At 41.2% G+C, this 24694-nt stretch carries 23 protein-coding genes and 1 pseudogene; 14 read left to right on the top strand and 10 right to left on the bottom strand.

All coding sequences use genetic code 11. From position 1 onward, the window contains the following. The first annotated feature begins 138 nt into the window (after positions 1-138). Together ampD and murJ are read left to right on the top strand one after the other, a co-directional pair. Entirely contained in the window at positions 139-714 is a 576-nt protein-coding gene (ampD, locus tag HLH18_RS01765; RefSeq protein ID WP_171545569.1) for a 1,6-anhydro-N-acetylmuramyl-L-alanine amidase AmpD, read from the top strand. 73 nt (positions 715-787) lie between these two features. Next, positions 788-2338 carry a murein biosynthesis integral membrane protein MurJ gene (murJ, locus tag HLH18_RS01760; protein WP_171545568.1) on the top strand — a complete coding sequence of 517 codons (1551 nt, stop codon included), beginning with the start codon at positions 788-790 and terminating at the stop codon, positions 2336-2338. Between the two features lie 196 nt (positions 2339-2534). On the opposite strand, the gene HLH18_RS01755 is transcribed toward murJ, so the two are convergent. Further along, the gene (locus HLH18_RS01755; RefSeq protein WP_131288459.1) at positions 2535-2693 is read right to left on the bottom strand and encodes a DUF1328 domain-containing protein; all 159 of its coding nucleotides are present in this window, start codon (positions 2691-2693) and stop codon (positions 2535-2537) included. A gap of 192 nt (positions 2694-2885) precedes the next feature. Here HLH18_RS01755 and HLH18_RS01750 point away from each other — a divergent pair, with 192 nt between their 5' ends. Continuing rightward, positions 2886-3338, top strand: a complete 453-nt coding sequence (locus HLH18_RS01750; RefSeq protein ID WP_171545567.1) for a YcgN family cysteine cluster protein — start codon at positions 2886-2888, stop codon at positions 3336-3338. Positions 3339-3465: 127 nt separating this feature from the next. Here the strand turns inward: HLH18_RS01750 and HLH18_RS15920 are convergent. Both HLH18_RS15920 and HLH18_RS15915 read right to left on the bottom strand, forming a co-directional pair. Further along, positions 3466-4269 (bottom strand): annotated as a pseudogene (locus HLH18_RS15920) (EAL domain-containing protein). Between the two features lie 46 nt (positions 4270-4315). After that, the gene (locus HLH18_RS15915) at positions 4316-5614 is read right to left on the bottom strand and encodes a sensor domain-containing diguanylate cyclase (RefSeq protein ID WP_250852348.1); all 1299 of its coding nucleotides are present in this window, start codon (positions 5612-5614) and stop codon (positions 4316-4318) included. 300 nt (positions 5615-5914) lie between these two features. Between HLH18_RS15915 and HLH18_RS01740 the strand changes: the two genes are divergently transcribed. Beyond that, positions 5915-7189, top strand: coding sequence for a replication-associated recombination protein A (locus HLH18_RS01740; protein ID WP_171545566.1), 1275 nt, complete (start codon positions 5915-5917; stop codon positions 7187-7189). A gap of 259 nt (positions 7190-7448) precedes the next feature. On the opposite strand, the gene purC is transcribed toward HLH18_RS01740, so the two are convergent. The 3 genes from purC to dapA are packed head-to-tail and all read right to left on the bottom strand — an operon-like array spanning position 7449 to position 9723. Continuing rightward, positions 7449-8168: a phosphoribosylaminoimidazolesuccinocarboxamide synthase gene (gene purC / locus HLH18_RS01735; protein WP_171545565.1), complete on the bottom strand. Its 720-nt coding sequence runs from the start codon at positions 8166-8168 to the stop codon at positions 7449-7451. Between the two features lie 36 nt (positions 8169-8204). After that, positions 8205-8810: a lipoprotein-34 precursor (NlpB) gene (locus HLH18_RS01730; RefSeq protein WP_171545564.1), complete on the bottom strand. Its 606-nt coding sequence runs from the start codon at positions 8808-8810 to the stop codon at positions 8205-8207. Between the two features lie 13 nt (positions 8811-8823). Next, on the bottom strand, positions 8824-9723 hold the full coding sequence (dapA, locus tag HLH18_RS01725) for a 4-hydroxy-tetrahydrodipicolinate synthase (RefSeq protein WP_131288447.1): 900 nt from the start codon (positions 9721-9723) through the stop codon (positions 8824-8826). A gap of 727 nt (positions 9724-10450) precedes the next feature. On the opposite strand from dapA, the gene mhpT reads away from it, so the two are divergent. From mhpT to HLH18_RS01710, 3 genes are all read left to right on the top strand, one after another. After that, positions 10451-11659: a 3-(3-hydroxy-phenyl)propionate transporter MhpT gene (gene mhpT, locus HLH18_RS01720; protein WP_171545563.1), complete on the top strand. Its 1209-nt coding sequence runs from the start codon at positions 10451-10453 to the stop codon at positions 11657-11659. Positions 11660-11945: 286 nt separating this feature from the next. Then, entirely contained in the window at positions 11946-12614 is a 669-nt protein-coding gene (gene pncA / locus HLH18_RS01715; protein ID WP_171545562.1) for a bifunctional nicotinamidase/pyrazinamidase, read from the top strand. 66 nt (positions 12615-12680) lie between these two features. After that, positions 12681-13622, top strand: coding sequence for a bile acid:sodium symporter family protein (locus HLH18_RS01710; RefSeq protein WP_171545561.1), 942 nt, complete (start codon positions 12681-12683; stop codon positions 13620-13622). Positions 13623-13699: 77 nt separating this feature from the next. Here the strand turns inward: HLH18_RS01710 and HLH18_RS01705 are convergent, their stop codons facing one another. Next, complete coding sequence (locus HLH18_RS01705; protein WP_171545608.1) at positions 13700-14953, bottom strand: hypothetical protein; 1254 nt, start codon at positions 14951-14953, stop codon at positions 13700-13702. A 77-nt stretch (positions 14954-15030) separates the two neighbouring features. Here HLH18_RS01705 and serB point away from each other — a divergent pair, with 77 nt between their 5' ends. From serB to HLH18_RS01690, 3 genes are all read left to right on the top strand, one after another. Continuing rightward, a complete protein-coding gene (gene serB, locus HLH18_RS01700) occupies positions 15031-16251 on the top strand; it encodes a phosphoserine phosphatase SerB (protein ID WP_131272056.1) in 1221 nt (406 codons plus the stop codon). A gap of 422 nt (positions 16252-16673) precedes the next feature. Then, a complete protein-coding gene (gene aciT / locus HLH18_RS01695) occupies positions 16674-17009 on the top strand; it encodes a ciprofloxacin tolerance protein AciT (RefSeq protein ID WP_131288437.1) in 336 nt (111 codons plus the stop codon). Positions 17010-17162: 153 nt separating this feature from the next. Continuing rightward, positions 17163-17642, top strand: a complete 480-nt coding sequence (locus tag HLH18_RS01690) for an SCP2 sterol-binding domain-containing protein (RefSeq protein WP_131288435.1) — start codon at positions 17163-17165, stop codon at positions 17640-17642. Between the two features lie 72 nt (positions 17643-17714). Here HLH18_RS01690 and dtd read toward each other — a convergent pair whose 3' ends face one another. Further along, the gene (dtd, locus tag HLH18_RS01685; protein WP_171545560.1) at positions 17715-18155 is read right to left on the bottom strand and encodes a D-aminoacyl-tRNA deacylase; all 441 of its coding nucleotides are present in this window, start codon (positions 18153-18155) and stop codon (positions 17715-17717) included. Between the two features lie 344 nt (positions 18156-18499). Between dtd and pncB the strand changes: the two genes are divergently transcribed. The 3 genes from pncB (at position 18500) to asd (ending at position 21516) form a co-directional block, all read left to right on the top strand. Next, positions 18500-19705, top strand: a complete 1206-nt coding sequence (pncB, locus tag HLH18_RS01680) for a nicotinate phosphoribosyltransferase (protein ID WP_171545559.1) — start codon at positions 18500-18502, stop codon at positions 19703-19705. A 114-nt stretch (positions 19706-19819) separates the two neighbouring features. Next, positions 19820-20668, top strand: coding sequence for a sulfurtransferase (locus tag HLH18_RS01675; protein ID WP_171545558.1), 849 nt, complete (start codon positions 19820-19822; stop codon positions 20666-20668). Then, positions 20665-21516, top strand: a complete 852-nt coding sequence (gene asd / locus HLH18_RS01670) for an archaetidylserine decarboxylase (RefSeq protein WP_171545557.1) — start codon at positions 20665-20667, stop codon at positions 21514-21516. The genes HLH18_RS01675 and asd overlap by 4 nt, the downstream gene beginning before the upstream one ends. A gap of 152 nt (positions 21517-21668) precedes the next feature. On the opposite strand, the gene HLH18_RS01665 is transcribed toward asd, so the two are convergent. Together HLH18_RS01665 and argS are read right to left on the bottom strand one after the other, a co-directional pair. Further along, on the bottom strand, positions 21669-22280 hold the full coding sequence (locus HLH18_RS01665; RefSeq protein ID WP_171545556.1) for an SPOR domain-containing protein: 612 nt from the start codon (positions 22278-22280) through the stop codon (positions 21669-21671). Between the two features lie 21 nt (positions 22281-22301). Next, positions 22302-24092, bottom strand: a complete 1791-nt coding sequence (argS, locus tag HLH18_RS01660; RefSeq protein WP_131288422.1) for an arginine--tRNA ligase — start codon at positions 24090-24092, stop codon at positions 22302-22304. A gap of 197 nt (positions 24093-24289) precedes the next feature. Here argS and HLH18_RS01655 point away from each other — a divergent pair, with 197 nt between their 5' ends. Continuing rightward, positions 24290-24574, top strand: coding sequence for a DUF2798 domain-containing protein (locus tag HLH18_RS01655; protein WP_171545607.1), 285 nt, complete (start codon positions 24290-24292; stop codon positions 24572-24574). Positions 24575-24694: the final 120 nt, after the last annotated feature.

The raw sequence follows: 24694 nt of genomic DNA, 5'->3' as shown, positions 1-24694 counted from the left end.
GTTATATTAGCATTGTTCATTTAAAAGAAATGTGTTTTCCACGGATTTTTATCTCTGGAATTTGAGATTTTAAGCTTAAAGTTTTAGGATTGCGCTAAAATCATCTACTTACGCGAAAATAAGACTCAGGATAGGAATATGCAACAAGCACCGTCTTTTCAGGTCATCGATGGTCAGTTAATCGGTGCAAGGCAAGTACCATCCCCGAACTATAATCAACGTCCCGAACACACCGAAATTCAGTTGGTGGTGGTGCATAACATCAGTTTGCCTCCCTCACAATTTGGTGGCGGCTATATTGAACAGTTTTTTCAAAATCAGCTGGATTGGTCAAAGCATCCTTATTTTCAGACCATTGAAGGGATGCAGGTGTCTACCCATCTGTTAATTTTGCGCACTGGCGAAGTTTTGCAATTCGTGAATTTCAATGATCGCGCCTGGCATGCAGGACGTTCGAGCTATTTAGCCAAAAAAGAATGTAACGATTATTCGATTGGCATTGAGCTTGAAGGCAGCGATGACCAGCCTTTTGAAGATGTGCAATACAGCGTATTGGCAGAGGTCATTGCTACATTACAGGCAGCCTATCCGAAGATATTACAACATTTGGCCGGGCACTCGGATATTGCGCCAGGACGTAAAACCGATCCGGGTCCATATTTCGATTGGCCAAAAACCAGAGCATTAATACAACAATGCAAAGCAGATCAATAGCTGCTCGACTTTAAGATTTAACAACGAAATTCCTGTCGAGTTTCTTTACAATAGCGACTTATTTTAATACTGGGTGGAAACGATGGCGCTGTGGCGGTCGACCTTTATTGTCAGTGCAATGACCATGTTGTCTCGGGTTTTGGGTTTAGTCCGAGATGTGGTTTTGCTGAATGTGTTTGGTGCAGGTAAAGATTTCGATACCTTTGTAGTTGCCTTTCGTATCCCGAACTTCTTTCGGCGGCTGTTTGCCGAAGGGGCATTTTCGCAAGCTTTTATTCCCATTTTAACTGAATATAAAACCACGAAAACCCATGCTGAAGTGCAAATTCTGATTAGTCGGGTATTTGGTTGTCTCGCAACCTTTATGACCCTGCTGACTTTTATTGCGATGATTGCTGCACCGGCAATTATGTATATCTATGCACCGGGTTTCCATAGTGATCCCGAAAAATTTGCCTTAGCAACCGACATGTTCCGGCTGACCATTCCATATTTGTTATTCATGTCACTGACTGCTTTTGCGAGCAGTATCTTAAATAGTTATGGTTCATTTTCGACCCCTGCTTTTGCGCCAGTTTTACTGAATGTCACCATGATTGCCGGGGCATGGTGGTTAACGCCGTATATGGCCGAACCGATTAAGGCCTTGGGTTGGGCGGTCGTGGCTGCAGGTGTGTTGCAACTGGCGATTCAAATCCCGGAGCTATGGCGAAAAAATCTGCTGATTCCACCTAAAGTTGATTTTAAACACGAAGGTGTCGATCGCATCATGAAATTGATGCTTCCGGCATTATTTGGTGTATCGGTGACGCAAATCAATTTGCTGCTGAACACCATCTGGGCATCCTTTATGCAAGATGGTTCAGTGTCTTGGTTATACAGTGCGGAGCGTATGACTGAATTGCCTTTAGGCTTAATTGGTGTTGCGATTGGTACGGTGATTTTACCTTCTCTTTCTGCACGTCATGCTGAACAAGATCAGTCCAAGTTCCGTGGCATGATCGACTGGGCTGCAAAAGTGATTATGCTGGTCGGTATTCCAGCCAGCATTGCCTTGTTCATGTTATCGACTCCAATCATTCAAGCCCTGTTCCAACGCGGGCAATTCACCCTTGAAGATACGAAAATGACGGCATTGGCTTTGCAATGTATGAGTGCCGGGGTGATTTCCTTCATGTTGATTAAAGTCTTTGCGCCGGGTTTTTATGCACAGCAAGATACCCGAACCCCCGTACGTGTAGGCTTAATGGCAGTTGCAGCCAATGCGATTTTAAACGTGATCTTTATTGGCTTCTTTAAACTGATCCACTGGGAAGCAGAACATATGGCCTTGGCCTTGGCATCTTCAGGTTCTGCACTGGTGAATGCCGGGATGCTGTATTTCTATCTGCACCAACGCAATATTTTCCGTTTTGGAGCACACTGGAAAAAACTTTTCCTCCAGTTTGCCATCGCCAATGCCACCATGATTGCAGCACTTTGGTATGCCTTGACTTGGTATAATGGCGATGTATCGCAATGGATTCGTATTTTCGAAGTCATTGGACTTTGCGTGGTCGGTGTTTTGGCTTATGCGTTTGGTCTGCTCGCAACAGGGTTTAGACCACGTCACTTAAGACCATAATCAACAGATCAAGAATTTATTTTTTATATTAGAATAATCTTGGAATGGTGACCTGAATTAAATGGGTGAAAATTACTTTAATTTTTGCTCAATTTAATTCAGGTTTTTTATCCTTCAAAAGATAAAATTTGAATATGAAAAAGAGCCTATTTAGGCTCTTTTACTTAAAGGGAATATGTTGTTTAAAGATGAGTAATTATATTTTTCCTCGGGAAAGGAAGCCGACGATTGCTAAAATAACCGCAATGACGAGCAAAATAATTGCAAAATCTTTAGATAAACCTGCGACACCAGCGAAACCTAGTAGGCTGGCTATAAGTGCAATCACTGCAAAAATAATCGCCCAACGAAACATAAGCGTTCTCCGTGTGTTGTTATTTTCAAAGTAGATTTAGTATAGGGCTTAGAAATTCCTAAACTGTTATGCTTGTGTTTAAAAAATGTTCACTTTGACAGTAAATATATGATTCAAAGTAAAAATAACATCCATACATTGTGAACTTGAACACGTTATAATAATGGCTAATTTCTCTTGTTTTTTAGTTTTATGACTGAACAATTACGTCCGGAATTTTGGAAAAAATATTCTTTAGCTGAACTGAATCCTACCGAGTGGGAGGCGCTTTGTGATGGTTGTGGTTTATGTTGTCTGATCAAACTAGAAGATGAAGAACTCGGCGAAGTGGCTTATACTAAGGTGTCGTGTAAACTTTTAGATTGCAAAACAGCGCGTTGCAGCAATTATGCACAGCGTCTTGACTATGTTCCTGATTGTATTCAACTGACGCCTGAAAAATTAGCTGAAATTCACTGGCTACCACCGAGTTGCGCTTACCGTCGCTTAAAAGAAGGCAAGAAATTACCGTCTTGGCATTATCTAAATACAGGTACACGTGAAAGTATAATTAAAGCGAAAAAGTCGGCAGCAGGACGCTGTATTTCAGAAGTCGACGTTAATGAAGAGGATCTTGAGGAATATATTGTCCGTTGGGTGCGTTAATCTGGTTGGCTCAATAACTTCAAAAATGTCTGTTTGGCTATCACTTCTAAACTATGTGGCCTTAATAAGGTAAAAGTTACCGCATAACCCGTTATTTTTCGAGCAGATTAGATCATATAGTTGCGGCTTAAGCTTGAGCTATCATCACAGCTTGTAACAGTTGAGTGGCATCATTAGATGGCATGGGACGATAAAAATAAAAACCTTGTCCAGTATGGCAATCACATGCTTTCAACGCATCCACTTGTGCTAAATGTTCGATACCTTCAACCAATATCTCTAGGGAAATGCTGGCACCAATTTGGCTGATCGCTTTGACAATAGCCAGTGACGAAGGATCGTCGTGAATGTTTTCTATAAAGTGACGATCTATTTTAAGGCAATCGACCGGATAGTTTCTTAAGCGGGTTAAAGACGAATGTCCGGTACCAAAATCATCTAATGAAATGCGAATACCCGCTTATTTTAATAGCCCCAATGCGCGAACAACATAGTCAGAGCCACGTTTTGAAAGGCTTTGCTCGGTAATTTCAATTTCAACCATTTCATGGGGAATATTAAACTGAGCGAGTCTGTTTAACAGCGTTTCTGCATAGTTATCTCTTAAAAATTCGACCGGTGCGGCATTGATTGAAATGGGTAAAAGTTCCAGTCCAGATTCACGCCATTGGGTCATATCCTTAAATACTTTTAACTGCATGGTCTCGCTGATGCGTGTTGCCAGTTCATAGTCCTGAAAAGCGGAGAAAATATGTGCAGGAAGTTGGATTTGATCCTCCGCATCATACCAGCGCAGTAAAGCCTCAAAGCCAGTGACCGTTCCATATTTCAGACTGACTTTGGGTTGATAGAAGGGAATAATCTTATCACTGTGGAGAATGGCTCGGGCGAGCGAGAGCTGTTTGGTGGTGAGCTCTATGCTCTGGAACATGGCGTTCTTAAACATTCGGATACCACCGCGACCGCTGATTTTAAGATCATTGAGATGCTACATCTGCACATCGCAGTAAATTTGAACTATTTTGTGCATCGCGAGGATAAATGGCACAGCCGACACTCATCCCGCCATTAATATATTGTCCTGCATAGCAAATCGGGATATCCAGCTGTTGCCGAGCTGTTTTTGCAATTTCGAATAATTCAGCTTCATCGGTCAGATGAGGCACAATAATGGCAAATTCATCCCCGCCTAGGCGTGCAACAACGATTTCATCTTTAAAACAACCACTGAAACGTTGACCTAAGATCTGGAGTAAATGATCGCCGGCGATATGTCCTAAAGTGTCATTGATATGCTTGAAATAGTCTAAATTAATCAGCAAAAAGCCGATGGATTGGTTTTGTTGGCGTGCATTTTGAATGGTCTTTTTGAAAATTTTATTAAATGCACGACGATTATATAAACAGGTTAATTCATCTGTTTCGATGAATTGTTGCAGGCTTTTTTCAGCAATTTTTTGTTGGCTCATATCTCGATCGATACAGAGAATGTTTTGTATTGAGTCATCTTCATTTTGCACTGGGGTTAAAATATTATCCCCATATTGTGGTGTTTGACCTGAAATTGCACTCATCCCATCAAAGCGTGCATTTTTACCTTTTGCAACATGAGTCAAAGCCTGTTGTCCTGAATTTTGAACATTGTCAGGCAATAAGTTGAGCCAAGGCATACCAAACTTTTTTTCACTGAATGATACACTCAAAGGCAGACCATCTGAACGATTCCTATGGCTAACACGTCCATCGGGTGTCAAAAGTTTAATGCAATCCAGACTGGCATCGAGCATTTTGCTTTGTACATGAACTTGTTGATTCAGTTCAAATTGCTTTAAATAGTGATCGTGAATGTCGGTTGCTGTCATCAGCCATTCAGTATTGTCTAAATTTTGCGGATGTTGCACGGCAATCAAACACACTCGATATCCCTTTTCATGATGTTTAATCCGGCATTCTTTTTCGAAATTTTGTTGTGTTGGTCGGGCTTGCTGCCAAAGAATACTGAAATGTTCGAAATCTTCAGGGTGGATGAATTTTTTACAATCAGCAGTGTCGTATAGATTAGGAGCCATACCAAGATAGCCACAAAACGCTTGATTATAATAATGCTTATTTTGTTTGTTTTTTATCCAGATGAGTTGCGGTAATTGATCTAATACATTTTGAAGAAATAAATTTTCTGTATTTAATTGAGCATTATTGGCTTGAGTGGGGTGATCTGGCTTAATTTTAAAATTCTGTGTAAGCGGTACTGGCTTGTTTTTGAAAATATATTTCATGCAGCTCACCCATTAAAAACGACCAAAATGCTAAAAAGCGTGATGCATTTCACGCAATGATTATGTACTTCATAAATAAAGTGGAATTATTAAGCATATTTTTCTTAATATTGACTATCACAGTAAATCTACTTGGTTCTATTTAAAAGTAAATTCAGACAATAGGCACAATAATGATCAATAATATTGCCCATTCTTTAAAAAAAACAGTATGATTTTTTTGTAAAACAATTCAATTGAAATACGCGATATTAAAATTACATAGTAGACTTGTTTGAAGCACACTCAAGAAATAACAAGATGTCAGATAGTCATATTCCACTTCCTGAACGGCTTCGTCCGCGTGATTTATCAGAAATTATTGGTCAAGATCATTTATTAGGTGATCAGGCTCCTTTACGCCAAATGATTGATCAAGGGCATTTACCCTCGATTATTTTTTGGGGACCACCGGGAGTCGGAAAAACCACCATTGCTTTGCTTCTTGCGCAGGCGGTTGATCGAACTTTTGTCAGTTTATCTGCCTTGAATACCGGAGTGAAAGAACTCCGTGAAATCATTGCTGAAAGTGGCGATTTACTCAAACCTGTGGTGTTTATTGATGAAATTCACCGTTTTAACAAGTCACAACAAGATGCCTTATTGAATGCAGTGGAAAAGGGCAAAATCACGCTGATTGGTGCAACCACAGAAAACCCTTCCTTTGAAGTGAATAGTGCGTTGTTATCACGTTGTCAGGTCTATAGCCTGAATGCTTTAGATGCCGATGCGATTCGGACTCTATTGGATCAAGCGTTGAAAAATGATGCTTTTTTAAAAGAACGATCTATTCAAATTGAAGAATATGAAGCACTGATTCAATTTGCTGCCGGAGATGCACGTAAGGCACTCAACCTCTTGGATCTCATTGCCAGCACCTTTGAACCAGAACTTGAAAATATCATTACCAATGCCATTGTAGTGAAAGTCGCACAGCAAAATATTGCCCGTTATGACAAATCGGGCGAGCAGCATTATGACCTGGTTTCTGCCTTTATTAAGTCCATTCGCGGTAGCGATCCGGATGCGACTTTATATTGGATGGCACGCATGCTCAAAGGCGGCGAAGATCCAGTGTTTATTGCACGCCGTATGCTGATTGCAGCGTCTGAAGATATTGGTAACTCAAATCCGAATGCGCTGCTTCTTGCCGGAGAATGTTTCCGTTCGGTACAAGCCGTGGGTATGCCGGAATGTCGTATTATTTTGGGGCAGTGTGCAGTGTATTTGGCAACCAGTGCCAAAAGTAACAGTACTTATTTAGCCATTAACAAGGCTTTAGATTTAGCTGAAAAAACCGCGAATTTACCGGTGCCATTGCATCTAAGAAATGCACCAACCAAATTGATGAAAGAGCAGGGCTATGGCGTGGATTATCTTTATCCGCACAATTACCCAGAGCATTTTGTCTTGCAAGAGTATTTGCCACCTGAATTGAAAGGCACCAAGTTGTATGAATCTGCGCGGAATAAACGTGAAGTGGAAGGTGAAAAACTTCAGCAACGTCGCTGGCAGCAGGAACAACAGCAGCAATAAAAAAAAGCCCAACTCAGGGCGAGTTGGGCGGAAAATAGGATGTCTTAGGGGAGATACATCCTAGAGGGTAAACAGGAATCTGCTCGGCAAGGTATCAAGGGAAGATTCAATTCCGATGTTGCTTGGTATACAAATTATATTACGGGCTTAACTTAATAATGTAAAAACGATCATTTTTATTAGTAACATTTATTTTTACGATTTAATGGAGCATAAAAAACCGAGCCATCAGGCTCGGTTTTTTGAATCGGCGTACTGATTAGATATCAGAAAGGTCGATACCTAAACGTGTCGCTACTTCTTCATAAGCTTCAACAACACCGCCTAAACCTTGACGGAAACGGTCTTTGTCGAGTTTTTTCTTGGTGTCTTTGTCCCATAGACGGCAACCGTCTGGAGAGAATTCATCACCAAGAACAATACGGTCGTGGAATACACCAAATTCAAGTTTGAAGTCAACAAGCAGCATGTTGCCTTTGTCGAACAAATCTTTAAGTACGTTGTTTACTTGATAAGTCAGTACTTTCATTTGTTCAAGTTGTTCAGCAGTCGCCCAACCCAAAGCAATCGCTTGAGATTCGTTGACCATTGGATCGCCAAGTGCATCGTCTTTGAAGAACAATTCGAAAGTAGGCGGAACAAGTTCTTTACCTTCTTCCACGCCTAAACGACGGCACAAGCTACCTGCTGCGTAGTTACGAATAACACATTCAACAGGAACCATTTTCAATTTTTTCACTAAAACTTCAGTCGGAGAAAGAAGTTTTTCAAAGTGAGTTTCAATGCCAGCAGCAGCCAATTTTTCCATGATGAAGGCGTTAAAACGGTTGTTCACCTTGCCTTTACGATCCAGCTGTTCGATTTTTTCGCCGTTAAATGCAGATGCATCGTCACGGAAGACTAGGATGAGGTGATCTGCACTGTCTGTTTCATAAACAGATTTCGCTTTACCAGTATAGAGCAAGGTTTGTTTCAACATGGGGGAACCTTTTTCAAAAAAAAATGCCTAGTACGACTAGGCTGGCCAATTTTGGTAAATCTGGGTTAATAGTTCTGCAGCTTTTTCTTGGTCTGCAAAGCTATTATCGGCATTGAACACAGCGATGTTGTTGCTTGTTCCTACAGATGTCAGTCTTAATACATAGATCTGTTGATCGACCTTAATGGTTACTTCGTAACGATTTTTACTTTGACCAACAATGGTATAGTTAAGGCTGCTGAGGGTAGCAAGTGTGTACTGCCAAATTGTAGCAGAATTTCCATCAATTTTGAGCAATGGATTTTGATTTCCATCACGTACTAATTGTGGACGACTGACATTTGTGCTGTCATCTTGGCGATCTGTTGGCACATTTGCCTGAGCTTTGTCAGGACGAGGTAAAGCAAAACGGTTGCCACGTTTATTTTCAAGCTTGGGTGCATGCTCAATCGCAAGTGGGTCAACCGTCGGAAACGGATACAATGGCGTTGCAGGTCGAACCATTGAGCCTTCAGGATATTTCAGGGGTTCAGAGGTTGCAGTATTTTTATAATCCAGTGAACCATTGCTGATTCCGATTGAACTACAACCCACTAAACTGAATGCTGAAAGTGCAAGGGTTAAACCAAAACGTAATTGCATAGTGTTGTGCTCTTTATTTAATGACACCAGAAGCGCTCAGTGCTTCACGCAACGGTGTACGATATTGTTCTGCAAGAGGAGTTAATGGTAAGCGAATACCGGTACCAATTAATCCCATTTCATGAAGTGCCCATTTCACAGGAATTGGGTTGGATTCACAAAATAGAATATTGTGTAAATTTGCAACTTTATTATTTAAAGCTTCAGCACGTTCTGCATCACCTGCAAGTGCGGCAGCACAGATTTCGCTCATTTCTTTCGGTGCCACATTGGCAGTCACAGAAATGTTGCCTTTTGCGCCCAAGCCCATCAACTGGTATGCAGTCGCATCATCACCAGAGTAAACGGTCATGTCTTTACCGTGTAATCCTTCAATAAGCGCTTGACCACGAGGTACATCACCGGTTGCATCTTTAATCCCAATAATTTGCGGGATGTCGGCAAGGCGAATCACTGTTTCATTTAACATGTCGACGCCAGTACGACCCGGTACATTATAAAGAATTTGTGGTAAATCAACGGCTTCAGCAATAGCTTTATAATGCTGATATAAGCCTTCTTGTGTAGGTTTGTTGTAATAAGGTGTGACCAAGAGTGCTGCATCGGCACCCAGTTCTTTGGCTTCTTTGGTGAGTTCGATTGCTTCATGGGTCGAGTTCGCACCCGTACCTGCAATCACAGGAATACGTTTGTTGGCTACACGAATGATTTCGGCAATGACTTTGGTGTGTTCTGCCATGCTTAAGGTCGAAGCTTCACCAGTTGTGCCTACAGCAACAATACTATTGGTACCTTGTGCTATATGCCACTCAACGAGCTTTTCTAGACCCTTCCAATCTACGCTGCCATCTTCAAACATCGGAGTGACGATTGCGACAATTGAACCTTGGATGATCTGTGCTTGCTGAGTCATTTTGAAAAAATATCCTATTTGTCCATCCGGCTGAGGTAGAAAAACATAAATTTGGATGGGTGCGTATTTTGATTTATAGCAATTTCACTACGATTAAGCGTAATTGAATAATGCTTATGCAAATTATGAACGAACAAACGATGAAGAACAATATGCTTTAGTCAAACCATATAAAAACTTTATGAAAAGCAATGGAAAAATTTACTGAACAATACAAAAGTCAGGTTTTTTAAATTTGGGTTCACTAAAATTTTGATCAGCATCGTTGTAACTGCCTACTTGTTATAACTCAAAAGTGCCGTTAAAGCTGTCATAAAAGTGCTTTAAAGCCAATTACATCGGTAATTCCGGGTAAAAACATCAGGATTTAAGATTTAATAAAGATAAGCATAGACTTTAAAGCTATATAAACCAATAATTTAAACGACAAATATCATCATTGAAAACTTGGGTAATAATTAGTTAAAACTATAAATAGATTGCTGCACTTTTGCGATGGGCAGACGCTCTTGGATTGAAATCATTATTGTATGGTTCACTTTTCCACCCAGATCAAAGCCAGATTAAGTGTTTTTGCGACTATAAGTTATTGCATTTAAAAACGTTAAATATCTATTATTTTTATCCGTAAATTGTGGATTGTTCCACTTATTGGTAGTTATGTGTATTTCCAGACTCATGGATGATGGCGCTCTATTTTGGACACTGATTGAACAAGGATTTTCCAATGGAAAGATCAGATAACAGACATTCCGTCATTACCGTCGCGATTTGTTTTTTAATTGCGGTGATTGAGGGATTGGATATTCAAGCGGCAGGTATTGCAGCAGCCGGTATTCGTGAATCTTTTGGCTTAGATAGTTCTCAATTGGGGGTGTTTTTTAGCGCAGGGATTCTGGGTTTATTACCTGGAGCGCTGATTGGTGGCCGATATTCAGACCGTATCGGGCGGAAAAAGGTCCTGATTTGGTCGGTTGCAGTATTTGCTGTATTTACCTTATGTACCGTATGGGTAAACAGTTTTAACAGCCTTTTACTGGTTCGTTTTTTAGCGGGTGCAGGTTTAGGTGCGGCAATGCCAAACCTGATTACCCTGGCTTCCGAAGCAGTAAAACCTGAAAGCCGTGGTCGTGCTGTGGGTTTGATGTATTGCGGTATGCCTGTAGGTGCAGCAGTTTTATCCTATATTGCGAGTTTAGATTTTGGTTCAAATTGGAAAAATATTTTCTATTTAGGCGGTTTACTGCCGATTATTGTGCTTCCAATCATGATTAAATTCTTACCAGAATCACGTGAATTCTTAAAAGCGCAAAATACTGCTGAAACAACTACGGTCACAACTCAAGGTTCTTTTAAAGATTTATTCAACAGCCAGAACTTGATGCGAACCTGTTTAATTTCAGTGAGCTACTTCTTCACCTTGATGGTGGTTTACATCATGTTGAGCTGGTTGCCTTCATTGTTTATGGAACTGGGCTTTAGCCGTAAAGAGGGCAGTACTGCACAATTCTTCTTCATGGTCAGTGCAACAATCGGTACGATCGTGCTCGGTATGCTGACGGATCGCTGGAAAAAAGCCTATGTGATCATCTTAATGTACGGTGGTATTTTGGCAGGTTTATTCTGCTTGAATGCAGCAAGTTCATTGACGCAAATGTATATGGCTTCGGCATTGGTTGGTGCATTCGTTATTGGTTGCCAAGGTGTACTTTATGCTTTCGGTAGTATTGTGTACCCAACAGAAGTGCGTGCAACAGGCGTTGGTATGGCTTCAGCCGTAGGACGTGTTGGCGCAATGCTTGGGCCGACAATTGCAGGTCAGTTACTTGCCGCAGGTTTTGGAGCAGCAGGGGTAATCTCAGCAGCCATTCCTTGTATCGTGATTTCAGCCGTATTTATGTTGATTCTGGTTCGCCGCTTACAAACGCAAGCTTAATTTTTTGATGGGTAAAATAGCTCGCAGATTGCGGGCTATTTTTTTAACTAAATTTTTATTTTTTATTATTTATTTACAAGTGCATTAAAAATTATTCTCTTTACTTTGAATCATGCCTAGTATAGGACATACCTAGCATCCAAAAGGCATGGCATCGAATTTGCGCAAATCGCTTTATTATTTAAATCAGCAGTCATTTTATTTTTAAGCTCAAGCTTCAATACTGCAATTTGTTTTGTTATATGCTTAACAAAAATGACAACACGCAAATAACGGACTGCGAATTATGCAAAAAAATACCGCTTTGATTGTAGTAGATGTACAAAATGGTTTTACCCCAGGGGGTAATTTAGCTGTGGCCCATGCAGATCAGATCATTCCAAACATTAACCAATTGGCGCAGTGTTTTGACAATATTGTGATTACCCAAGATTGGCATCCAGAAAATCATATTTCATTTGCTGAAAATCATGCGGGTAAACAGCCATTTGAAACCATCAAATTAGAGTATGGAACTCAAGTGTTGTGGCCGGCGCATTGTGTTCAAGGCACGCCAGATGCCAAACTGCATCCAGATCTAAATTTACCCAGTGCACAATTGATTATTCGCAAAGGTTTCCATGCGCATATCGACAGTTATTCTGCCTTTATGGAAGCGGATCAGAAAACCTCAACCGGTTTAGCCGGTTATTTAAAAGAACGTGGCATTGATACGGTGTTTATAGTCGGCATTGCGACAGATTTTTGTGTGGCGTGGACGGCGATGGATGCCTGTAAATTAGGCTTTAAGGCTTATGTGGTTTCTGATGCGACCAAGGGCATTGACCTCGATGGTTCATTGCAACATGCCTGGCAAGATATGCTCACAGCAGGGGTAAAACGTATTTTGGTCAAAGATATTATTCAGCAAGCGGCATCAAAAAGTGTGCAGTTAGGCGAAAGTAATCCTGAATAATTTCTCTGTGCTTGTTGTAGAAGGTAACATTTAACCCAGATGCTAGAATAAATATTGGATTGAATCATGTCAGCTTTTTTGCGCTTTACGCAATTTATTCAAAAAACCTTTGCACTGTGGGTGGTGCTATTTGCCGGTATTGCTTTAATTGTGCCCGAAGCTTTTGTCTGGCTTAAAGTTTATATCATCTGGATGCTGGGGATCATCATGTTCGGAATGGGCATGACCATGACCGTGGATGATTTTAAAGGAGTATTACAAAGTCCCAAAGCGGTTGTGATTGGGGTGGTCGCACAGTTTGTGGTGATGCCGGGACTGGCTTATCTGTTGTGTCAGTTATTTCAGTTGCCACCCGAAATTGCGATTGGTGTGATATTGGTGGGGTGTTGTCCGGGTGGAACAGCATCGAATGTGATTACCTATATGGCTAAAGGCAATACCGCTTTATCTGTTGCCTGTACCTCGGTTTCGACTCTTTTAGCACCTGTGTTGACACCTGCTATTTTTTATCTGCTAGCCAGCCAATGGATTGAAATTAATGCCATGTCAATGCTGGGTTCAATTTTGCAAGTTGTACTGTTTCCGATTATTTTGGGTTTAATTGTTCGTTCAGTACTAAAACAAAAAGTGGATGCTTATATTCAAGTGATGCCACTGATTTCCGTGATTGCGATTGTTGCCATTGTGGCGGCCATTATTGGGGGCAGTAAGGCGCAAATTTTGGAATCAGGTTTACTGATTTTAGCTGTAGTCGCGTTACACAATGGTTTAGGTTATTTATTGGGTTTCTGGGCAAGTCGACTATTTAAGCTGCCTTATGCTGACAGTAAAGCCATTGCCATAGAAGTTGGCATGCAAAATTCAGGTTTGGGCGTCGCTTTGGCTGCGGTGCATTTTGCGGCATCGCCGATTACTGCTGTGCCGAGTGCTATTTTTAGTTTATGGCATAATATTTCAGGACCCGCATTGGCGACGTATTGGGCCAGTAAAGCCAATAAAATGAAATAGCGGTTTAATGAAATCTCTATTTTAAATAGACGAAAAAAAAGCCGAGCACATCAGCTCGGCTTTTTTATGAATCCATTTTAAGAAGCTTTGGACTGTTTAGCTTTTAAAATTTCAGTTCTGAACGTCTGTGCCAATTCTGCCACTTCACTGTCCATCCCGTTCATCATAAAGGCATGACGGGTCAGCACATTGGTTGGATTTGGCATGCTGACCAACTGGTAACGGTCGGAAACATCTTTGAGTAATTCATTTGGTAAATGAATCGCACTTTCTTTTGCCGCCAACTGTTGAACCAGACGTTCTGCAGCTTGCACTGGCGTCAGCTGCATAGCCTCGACATGACTTGAAATTGCACTACGGGTTTGTAAAACAAAGCGCTTTTCTTCGCGATAGCGTTTGTACAACACATCTGACAATAACTGGAACACAGTACTGATCATTACCAAGCATTGCACTGCATTGGGTGTTTCTACCGACATGCTAATGGTTGCACCATGTTCATCAAATTTATGTACGGTTGAAATATCTGAGCTGTTTAATTTGTAGTGTTGAACACACAATTCAGTCGTTTTATTCAGGAAAATCTGACATAAATTGAAATAAGGAACAGATACCGTTTTATTGACCGAATCCAGAAGTTGTTTTGGATCATAAAACTGAATATTCAATGCAACGCAGTTGTCATCAAGGACGACAGGTTTAGATTCTTTAATTTTGGTTTTTGCTTGGGCATTATGCTGCGCTTGAGCCACTGCAACAGCAGCATTATGTTGTTCTTGTTCTAAGGCCTGGGTCAAGGTTTGAATTTCATGTTTGAGACGTGATTCATTATTGATACGCGCCAAATATTCAGTTCGACTTGGACGGGCAATCGCGCGATAGGCTAACCATAATAGGCCGTGAATCATCAGCGATAATAAAATTGCCAGCCATTGGGTCCGTAAAATTTCTCCAATACTGGATTGGATTAAAGTGATTTCAATGGTGCCGACTTTCTTTTCATTTTGTAGTGCTTCACGAACAAAGACTTCACCTTGACGGGTCTTGGTTAAACCACCTGTTGCAAGTACCTGATTATTCGCATCTAAAATACGAATAGAGGCAACACTCGGGTTGGTTGCATAACGCTCGGCCAATAAGGCCAATGACACCGTATTGGCCGGTTCAAGCTCGGATAGACTGTCTGTGACCAGTTGCGTGGTCATCAGCTGTCCTTGACTGGCGCGATTTGCATTCAGCTGATGCGTTGTCGCAAGTACCAGTAAAAAGGTGTGTAAAGCAAAACTTACAATCAGTAGGCTAGCAAATAGCCCTTGTCTAGGCGCATTCAACGTAAACTTCCAAGGCATTTATATTCAAATTCGATTATGATTCTTACAATAGTTGTAGCTCAGATCCGAGTCAATTCATGCGAGAAATCATTCTTATATCATTTTTGGGACCAGACCAGCCTAATCAATTTACACGATTAATGCAGGTATTGTCCGTACATTCCTTACAAATTTTGGATGTTGGACAAGCCGTCATCCACAACCAACTGACTTTAGGTATTGTTGTTTCGTCAGATGACCAAACTGCTACAGCATTAGCCATGAAGGAGATCTTGATTCTAGCACATGATATTGGTTTAACTGTGCGCTTTAAACCAATCTCTACCTCAGAATATGATCAATGGGTCAGCGAGGGCGGGCAGACCCGTTATATCGTAACTGCACTTGCACCAGAATTAACTGCATCACAATTACAAGCAGTCACCAATATTGTGTCTAACCAAGGTTTTAATATTGAAACCGTAACGCGTTTGTCGGAACGTCCAAAGCTAACGGGTCAAGCCGATGGACCAAAACGCTCTTGCGTACAATTTGGTTTGAAAGGACAAATGCTGGATGCTACGGCAATGCGTGCAGCTTGCCTACGTTTATCGACTGAACTTAATGTCGATGTCGCAGTTCAAGAAGATAATGCTTACCGTCGTAACCGCCGTTTGGTCTGCTTTGACATGGACTCGACTCTGATTGAACAGGAAGTAATTGATGAGTTGGCGATTGAAGCCGGAGTAGGGGAGCAAGTCGCTGAAATTACTGAACGGGCGATGCAAGGTGAACTTGATTTCCAACAAAGCTTCCGTGCCCGTGTAGCCTTGTTAAAAGGGATGGATGCTTCTGTTTTACCTCAAATTGCAGAACGCTTAACCGTTACAGAAGGTGCAGAACGCCTAATTTCTACCTTGAAAGCATTGGGTTATCGAACGGCTATTCTTTCAGGCGGTTTTCAGTATTTTGCTGAATACCTGCAAGAAAAATTGGGTATTGATGAAGTGCATGCCAATTGCCTGGATGTTGAAGATGGCATCGTTACCGGTGAAGTTAAAGGTCATATTGTCGATGGAGCACGTAAGGCATTTTTACTGCGTGAACTTGCTGAACGAATGGGCATTTCCCTTGAACAAGCGATTGCTGTTGGGGATGGCGCGAATGATTTGCCGATGCTGTCAATTGCCGGTTTGGGTGTGGCATTCCGTGCCAAACCTTTGGTGCGCCAAAATGCAAATCAGGCCATTTCAAGCGTAGGTTTAGATGGTGTGTTATACCTTCTAGGTGTGCATGATAAAGACCTGAGTCGTGCTTAACGATCCTAGTTAACTATTGAAGTTTATTGACAAAACGCGACATTGATGTCGCGTTTTTTGTTGTAAAAAGAGTCAAAACACGATGAACGGTCGACTTGGATTGCCGATAAAAACAACAATCAATCGGTTCGGAAAAAATATTTTTTTAATGCGTTTAAGGCGCTGTTTTTTTGTAATGACACGGCAAGTCCGTGCCCATCTCACTTCCAGAAAAAGTTAAAAATAAAAAAATGTAATGACAAAATAATGTTGCGACAAGGTGTGTCGCTTTCTGAAAATACAAGACTTTTTTTCTTTAAAAAACTACGCATAATGCTTGCATAGAGATTGATATAGACATATTCATCATTTATTTAACGGTATCGGGAATCAGGTTTAGACAAACATTCAATGTCCAAATCTTATCTTAGACGGAGGTTTTTATGGTTACAGCGAATTTAGCGACCATCGTAGGCTTAAGCTTGATTGCGGCTGCTTTGATAGCTGTTTTCTTCTCGCCTTATCGTCGTTTGTTAAGCTTTATGTTTGCAGGTATGCTGTTTTGGGGATTGATTGAAGTTGTCCGCTTCGGTACACAAGTGGTATTTGAATTACCCATGACCTATAGCTATCTGACTGCGTTAATGTCAGCAATGGTTGTGATTGCCATGCTTTTGGTACGCGAAGATCGTCGTGCAGAACGTGCCTTAACTGAACGTCGTTGTATTGAACATACACCGGTATATGAAGAAGATCAGCAGCACTGCTCAAGCCGTTAAACCGAAATATTCAAGAATTCTAAAAAAGATGTGCCAGGAGCACATCTTTTTTTTGTTCGTTGAATATTGTTATACAAAGCCTTACTTCAAAAAACATAACTTATGTTAGGATAAGTCGTCAATTTTACAACAATTACAATAGGCTTAAATGTCATGAAACTATCTTCGATTCCTGTCGTAAAATTACCACTGGTCGATGTAAGCACGGATCCGCTTGATTTATTAGTTGCGGGCTTGGCTTTGCGTATGAAGCAATTGGCTCGTACCAGTCCAAAATTTATTGAGTTAGTTCATGAACGTCAATTTCGTATTCAAATTGGTACAGATTTGGGTGTTGCGCGTCAAATTATCGTAAACAATGGACAAATTGATACTGTGTCTGGCGATGCTGAAAAAGCTGACTTTATTTTGCAGTTTGCAGACAGTGAGCAAGGCGTAAAAACCTTAATGAAAGGCGATCCAACCGCTTTCATGACCGGCATGCAAAATGGCACGATTAAAATGGAAGGTGATTTCGGTCTTTTGGTTTGGTTTAACAAAGTAGCCAAACTGATTCCACCAAAATTACCTAAGCCAGTACAAGAAAAAGTGAAATTGGTGCGTTCATTTATCCGTGAAAAAACCGGTAAATAATTTCAGATCTGTATTTAAAAATAAAAAAGCCCTCAATAGAGGGCTTTTTTAATGGTTAATATCTTGTGTTGTTTATTCAACTTCCAGGTTAAAAGTCACCGGTCCATCATTGACCAAATGCACTTTCATATCGGCTGCAAAAATACCAGTTTGCACATTCTTAAATTGTGATTTTGCATATTCAACCAATTGTTCATAAAGTGCTTTGGCTTCACTTGGCGGCATCGCTGGACCAAAGTCAGGACGTAAACCTTTTTGCGTTTGAGCCATCAAGGTGAATTGCGAAACCAATAATAATCCGCCACTGGCTTGGCTGACATTCCAGCCCATTTTGCCTTGTTCATCATCAAAAAAACGATATTTCAAGATCTTGTCGATCAGCTTTTTGCCTTTTTCAAGATTGTCTTCTTTGCCTAGACCCAGAAATACCAAAATGCCATGTTGAATTTCACCGGTGGTTTCACCATCGACCACGACTTTGGCTTCTAAAACTCGTTGTAATAAGGCTCGCATAATTTAACCAGATCAGTTATTTCAAATTTGCGGTGAATTGTAGCAAATGCGTGCTTAAAGGCTTTAAAAACTCATGATTTGTATAGGTGAATTTAAAAAATCTAAATGAATGGATAAAGATGAAAGTCTCTTTTTGCCCTCTGTGCTTTAGACAGACCCTTTTTAAAAGGCGTGAGCTTGTGTTTTAAGATGGATTGGAGTGATTTGAAAGAATGAAATGTTATTGTGGTGATGGATAAATGAGGCATAACTTATTCAATAGTTTCCTGTATTTACGAAAACATTGGTTTTATAGTGAAAAAAATATGCTTTAATGCGGATAGTTGATAAAAACTGAAAGTGATATGTCCGCAATCATCCATTCATTATTAGATACCGACCTGTATAAATTCACCATGTTACAGGTGGTTCTGCATAAATTTCCTCAAACCCATAGCGTCTACCATTTTCGTTGTCGTAATTTAGAAGATACCGTTTATCCACTGACGGATATTTTGGATGATTTGAATGAGCAGCTCGATTATTTATGTCAGCTCAAGTTTAAAGAAGATGAGTTGCAATATTTACGTAGCTTGCGTTTTATTAAAAGTGACTTTGTCGATTACTTGGAATTGTTCCAACTAAAACGACGCTTTATTAAAGCCAGTATTGATGATCAAGGCCGTTTGGATATTTGGGTTGAAGGCCCGATGGTACAAGCGATGATGTTTGAAATCTTTGTGCTGGCGCTGGTTAACGAACTGTATTTCCGCCGTATCCGTACCGATGAGGTTTTGGCAGAAGGTGAACGTCGTTTGCAAGCCAAAGTGGCTTTGCTTAAAAAGTACGAACAAGAACAAAATCCAAATGATCCACCTTTCTTGGTGTCCGATTTTGGTACGCGTCGTCGTTATAGTTATGACTGGCAGAAACATGTCATTACCGAGTTTCATCAAGCCTCGCCCTATATTTTCCGTGGTACCAGTAATGTCCTGATTGCCAAAGAACTGGGGATTACCCCAATTGGCACCATGGCACATGAATTCCTGCAAGCCTTTCAAGCGTTGGATGTACGTTTACGCAATTTTCAAAAACTGGCTCTGGAAACCTGGGTGCAGGAATATCGTGGTGACTTGGGAATTGCCTTGACCGATGTGGTCGGAATGGATGCCTTCCTGCGTGATTTCGATTTGTATTTTGCCAAACTGTTTGATGGTTTGCGTCATGATAGTGGCGATCCCTACGAATGGGGTGAAAAAGCTTATGCCCACTATAAAAAACTAAAAGTGGACAGCAAAAGCAAGATGCTGACTTTTAGTGACGGGCTTAATTTGGAAAAAGCCTGGAATTTGCATCAGTACTTTAAAGATCGTTTTCAGGTGAGCTTTGGTATTGGTACCAATTTAACCAATGACTTGGGGCAAACTCCATTGAATATTGTGTTGAAACTGGTGGAATGTAACGGTCAGTCGGTGGCTAAAATTTCCGACAGTCCCGGAAAAACCATGACCGATAACGATACTTTCCTTGCTTATTTACGTCAGGTGTTCCAAATCACTGAAACTAAATAACAGTGACTTTTCTATAGCTGATTTTTTGCTAAAAGAATGCAAAAAATCAGCATAATAGTGAAAATGAGTTGTGCTAAGATCAGTAATGTTGATCTAAATAAAACTCGAAAAAGTATGACTGCTCCTACATTTAATTTTGGTCTGCTCATTGAAGCAGAAGACCTCTTGCCCCATCTGGGTAATGAGAAATTACGTATTGTCGATTTAAGCCGTAGTTCTGTTTATGATCAATTGCATATTCCGCATGCGATTCATGTCAAGCCTAAGCAGCTGGTTCGCCAAGAAGAACAAGCTTCAGGTTTGCTTCCCGATATTGATGGCTTGAAAGCCCTGATTGAATATCTGAATATTTCTCCAGACCATCACGTGGTGGCCTATGACGATGAAGGTGGGGCATGGGCAGGACGCCTGATCTGGAATTTGCATTGCCTCGGTTTTGAAAATACCAGTTTACTGAATGGCGGTATTCATGCCTGGTTAGCTGCAGGTTTTCCAACTTCTTCAGAGGTCGAAAAATTAGCCCCTGTTGCAAATTTGGTTGAAATTAACCAGGCACATATTGATCATTACCGCATTGAATATGAAGAACTTTTAGAAAAAGTTAAAAACAATAACATTCAAGTGTGGGATTGCCGTACCGAAGATGAATACACAGGGCTTCGACTGGCAGCGCGACGCGGTGGTCACATTCCAAATGCCCGACATTTTGAATGGAGTACTGCCCTTAATCGTGAAAATCATTTAAAATTACATCCCTTAGAACGCACTCAACAACGCTTAGAACAATTGGGATTCAATTTAAACGAGCCTGTGGTGGTGTATTGTCAGTCACATCACCGTTCGGGTTTGGCTTATATCTTGGGTCGATTACTCGGTTGGAATATTCAGGCTTATGATGGTGCGTGGAGTGAATGGGGCAACCGCCTCGACAGTCCGATTATTACCGGGGAGTTACCGTCTTGAGTTTCGCATCACGTTTAAAAAAACAACTATTTATTCAAGCACAACGTGTTGTGCCACAACACCAGTTATCACGTGTGGTGGGGAAACTCGCAGCCAGTGAAAACCCGATTGTCAAAAATACCGTGATTCAGGCTTTTAAAGCCCAATACGGCATTGATATGTCAATTGCTGAACAGGGTGATGCATTGAAATATAAATCGTTCAATGAATTTTTTACCCGTTCATTGAAAGAGGGTGTACGTGAGATTGATGCCAATCCTAACAGTGTGGTTTCACCTGCGGATGGTGCAATTTCACAATTGGGCAAAATTGAAGATGGCGATATTTTTCAGGCCAAAGGTCAAAGTTTTTCAGTTGAAAAATTAATTGCCGATCCACAACTGGCTGAACCGTTTAAAAATGGTCAGTTCGCAACCGTATATTTATCACCTAAAGATTATCACCGTGTGCATATGCCTTTTGCGGGAACTTTGACTGAAACGTTATATGTACCCGGTGAGTTGTTCTCCGTCAATCAAACCACTGCGGAAAATATTCCGGGTTTATTTGCGCGCAATGAACGCATGGTATGTTTGTTTGATACTGAACTCGGTCGTATGGCCGTGGTTTTAGTCGGTGCCATGATTGTTGCCGGTATTGAAACAGTTGCGACAGGTAAGGTGAAACCCACAGGTCGTTTGGAGCTGAATCAGCATAATCTGTTCCTTGAAAAGGGTGCAGAGCTGGGGCGCTTCTATCTAGGTTCTACTGCCGTGATTTTATTTGAACAAGATAAAATGGAATGGGATGTAGCATTCAAAGCCAACTCAACTGTAGTAATGGGTGAGGCTTTGGGGCATACGGTTTAAATGCTTTTAGCCTCCCTTTTTTAAAGGGAGGTTGGAGGGATTTAAAGAATTTACTTTTATCAGTAAATCCCCCTCATTCCCCCTTTGTTAAAGGGGGAGGCACAAAGCATTAAAAAAGCGCCTCATTTGAGGCGCTTTTTTATAAATTCAACTTAACGTTTCACCACGATAGAATCAATGCCACTGCGCTGTAAGGTTTGCTGTGCAATCAGTGCAGCGTCAGCAGAATCATAAGGACCGGAAATCACCCGATACCAGGTTTGACCATTTTCAACCGATTTAACTACATCGGCAGATAAACCATTCAAAATAATTTCGGCGCGACGAGCATCCGCACTATCTGGATCAGCATAGCTACGGACTTGAAGAATATAACTTGGCTGATGGGCAACGGGTGCTTCAGCAGTTTCAAGACTTGGCTCAGTGGTTTCACTATTCATCGTCGGTTTTTCTTCAGGTGCTTCAACAATCACCACAGTTTCTGAGTTTTTAGTTTCAGGCACAGCCTGATCAGGAATAGGCGTGACTTGTTGTTGAGGCAACAAATCGTAGAAACGGTAGTCTTTGTTGGTGTCTTCCTGGTAATGTTCAGAATTAATCTGATTCTTCGGCTGAACCGGTGCCCACGGTTTCCATAGCATCAACGCTACAGCAAAACTCAGCACGATTAAAATGACGACAAGTGTTCCCAGCCATGCCGGAATCAATGGCTTTTTAGGCTTATTCGGTCGCTCAGATACACCGCGTTGCGTTTTTCCAAACACGTGGACTTCCTTTTATTTTAATTACATGGATGTAGGGGCAGATACGCCTAATAATTCTAAACCATTACGTAAGACTTGTTGTACATTTACCGAAAGTAGTAAACGTGCTTGCGTAAGTTCAGCATCATCATTGAGTACTTTATGCTCATTATACCAACCATGGAATAATGCTGCCAATTCTTTCAGGTAGTTCCCGACTTGATGCGGTTCATAGCTATTCGCTGCACGAATCACAATTTCAGGATACGCGGCAAGTTTCGCCAGAATTTCAGTTTCAGCATCAAGATCAAGTTTTACTGCAAATTGACGGGCATTCACGGCATCAAAATTCACATCGGTAGACGCTGCTTTTTCAAGCATGCGACAAATACGTGCATGGGCATATTGGATGTAGTACACCGCATTGTCTTTACTTTGTGACACTGCAAGGTCAAGGTCAAAGTCAATGTGCTGTTCAGATTTACGCATTACATAATAGAAACGCGCAGCATCGTTACCGACTTCTTTACGAAGGTCACGCAAAGTCACAAACTGACCTGAACGAGATGACATTTGCACCATCTCGCCGCCACGCCATAGGCTGACAAACTGAACAAGAAGCACAGTCAGTTTTTTAGAATCATAACCCAGCGCATCAATCGCAGCTTTTACACGTGCAATATAACCGTGGTGGTCTGAACCCCAGATATCCACGATATCGGTATAACCACGTTGTAATTTATTTAAATGGTAAGCAATGTCAGAGGCGAAATACGTGGTTTGACCATTACGGCGTTTAACTACACGGTCTTTTTCATCGCCAAATTCAGTCGATTTAAACCAGATGTTACCGTCTTGTTCGTACAAGAAACCGCGTTGATCTAAAGTTTCTAAAGCTTCGTCAATTTTTTCAGTTAAAGAAGCTTCGCTAAACCATTGGTGGAAAGTTACACCAAATTCACCCAGGTCATCTTTAATATCATCAAGAATGGCTTTTAATGCCGCTTGATGGAACACGCGATAGCCTGTGCCAATCAAGTTTTGCGAATTATGAATTAAGCCATCAATGTGTTTTTCTTTATCGCCTGAAAGTACAACTTTGTTGCCATCTGCATCAAGCTCAGCTGCAAATTGCACATCTTCAGGGACATCTTTATAGACATCCGCAACAGGGCGTACATAAGCATCGCCATCTTGGTCGATAATGCTTTGTGCAATTTCTTTAACGTAGTCGCCTTGATAGGCATTTTTAGGGAATACCAATTCTTGACCGGTGAGTTCCAAATAACGTAAGTAGGTTGATGTTGCCAAAATGTCCATTTGACGGCCAGCATCATTGACATAATATTCACGATCTACTTTTGCGCCAGTGGCTTCAAGCAAGTTCGCTACAGTCATACCATACGCTGCACCACGACCATGACCTACGTGCAGGCTTGAAGTCGGGTTGGCTGAAACGAATTCCACCTGGATGCGTTTTTCAGCATTGGCTTGGGTACGACCGAATTGATCTTTTTGCGCCTGAACCTGATCTAGGACAGTAAAGCGTTGGTCGGCATTTAAAAAGAAATTAATAAAGCCAGGACCTGCAATCTCTGCTTTGCTGATATCGGCAACTTCAGGAAGACTGGCGAGGATTTTTTCCGCGAGATCACGAGGCTTCATACCCGCAGCTTTAGAACCGATCATCGCGATATTTGACGCAAAATCGCCATGGCTTCGGTCTTTGGTTCGCGTTAAGTTGCTACTGTTATTAAAGTCGGATGGGAGTACACCTTCAGCTTGAAGAGATTGCACTGCATGATCGAGAGCTGCTTGGATTGCCGTATTCATAATCAGTCGAAAAATAAACGTCGCGGAAAAACAGCAAATATAGCAAATTTCACCGTCTTTAGGTAAACCCATTTGTATTGAATGAATCTTGTCCGACAGTCTACATGCCGGAGAAGGGGATAAAACAAGGAAAAGATCCCAAAAAGCATGATTTATGGCATATTGGAGGGCTTGAAGGAATGAACAGAACAGACGACATGCAACCTGAACGCCCAACGATTATCGGCAATATTCCCAAACTTCCAGCAAAATGGGCCATGGTAGTGATGCCATTTATTTTATCTTGCCTGATGAGTGGCATTATTTCCTTGATTAATATGCTGCGTAATCTGGGTTGGATCGACGGTTTTATGAATTTATGGTTCCACAACTGGATGATTTCTTGGGCTTTTGCTTTTCCAATTGTATTAACCCTTTTACCTTTTGTGCGTAAATTGACGGGCAAACTGGTAGATCTGTCTGCTGCTCATCCACCGAAGTAAATGCGTCCTTACAGGAAACCGGTTTATCCAATAATTCTGCTTTTGCATTTTGGAAGGATAGTTTCGAGGCATTAAAAATTTCTTTGCCATCGGTAGTTTGCAGGTTAAAGACTGATTTTG

It is taken from the genome of Acinetobacter sp. ANC 5414 (assembly GCF_013004295.1).
GTDB lineage: Bacteria > Pseudomonadota > Gammaproteobacteria > Pseudomonadales > Moraxellaceae > Acinetobacter.
The sequence above is the reverse complement of the archived record's forward strand: the minus strand, read 5'-3'. Positions and strand labels throughout refer to the sequence as shown.

Excerpts from the sequence above, each read along its gene's own strand:
- HLH18_RS01710 (WP_171545561.1), top strand. The coding sequence starts at position 12,681 with ATGTCAGCTTTTTTGCGCTTTACGCAATTTATTCAAAAAACCTTTGCA.
- ampD (WP_171545569.1), top strand. The coding sequence starts at position 139 with ATGCAACAAGCACCGTCTTTTCAGGTCATCGATGGTCAGTTAATCGGT.
- HLH18_RS01655 (WP_171545607.1), top strand. The coding sequence starts at position 24,290 with ATGCAACCTGAACGCCCAACGATTATCGGCAATATTCCCAAACTTCCA.
- HLH18_RS01740 (WP_171545566.1), top strand. The coding sequence starts at position 5,915 with ATGTCAGATAGTCATATTCCACTTCCTGAACGGCTTCGTCCGCGTGAT.
- HLH18_RS01675 (WP_171545558.1), top strand. The coding sequence starts at position 19,820 with ATGACTGCTCCTACATTTAATTTTGGTCTGCTCATTGAAGCAGAAGAC.
- serB (WP_131272056.1), top strand. The coding sequence starts at position 15,031 with ATGCGAGAAATCATTCTTATATCATTTTTGGGACCAGACCAGCCTAAT.
- pncA (WP_171545562.1), top strand. The coding sequence starts at position 11,946 with ATGCAAAAAAATACCGCTTTGATTGTAGTAGATGTACAAAATGGTTTT.
- HLH18_RS01750 (WP_171545567.1), top strand. The coding sequence starts at position 2,886 with ATGACTGAACAATTACGTCCGGAATTTTGGAAAAAATATTCTTTAGCT.
- argS (WP_131288422.1), bottom strand. The coding sequence starts at position 24,092 with ATGAATACGGCAATCCAAGCAGCTCTCGATCATGCAGTGCAATCTCTT.
- aciT (WP_131288437.1), top strand. The coding sequence starts at position 16,674 with ATGGTTACAGCGAATTTAGCGACCATCGTAGGCTTAAGCTTGATTGCG.
- purC (WP_171545565.1), bottom strand. The coding sequence starts at position 8,168 with ATGTTGAAACAAACCTTGCTCTATACTGGTAAAGCGAAATCTGTTTAT.
- HLH18_RS01690 (WP_131288435.1), top strand. The coding sequence starts at position 17,163 with ATGAAACTATCTTCGATTCCTGTCGTAAAATTACCACTGGTCGATGTA.
- dtd (WP_171545560.1), bottom strand. The coding sequence starts at position 18,155 with ATGCGAGCCTTATTACAACGAGTTTTAGAAGCCAAAGTCGTGGTCGAT.
- HLH18_RS01730 (WP_171545564.1), bottom strand. The coding sequence starts at position 8,810 with ATGCAATTACGTTTTGGTTTAACCCTTGCACTTTCAGCATTCAGTTTA.
- dapA (WP_131288447.1), bottom strand. The coding sequence starts at position 9,723 with ATGACTCAGCAAGCACAGATCATCCAAGGTTCAATTGTCGCAATCGTC.
- pncB (WP_171545559.1), top strand. The coding sequence starts at position 18,500 with ATGTCCGCAATCATCCATTCATTATTAGATACCGACCTGTATAAATTC.
- HLH18_RS01755 (WP_131288459.1), bottom strand. The coding sequence starts at position 2,693 with ATGTTTCGTTGGGCGATTATTTTTGCAGTGATTGCACTTATAGCCAGC.
- mhpT (WP_171545563.1), top strand. The coding sequence starts at position 10,451 with ATGGAAAGATCAGATAACAGACATTCCGTCATTACCGTCGCGATTTGT.
- HLH18_RS15915 (WP_250852348.1), bottom strand. The coding sequence starts at position 5,614 with ATGAAATATATTTTCAAAAACAAGCCAGTACCGCTTACACAGAATTTT.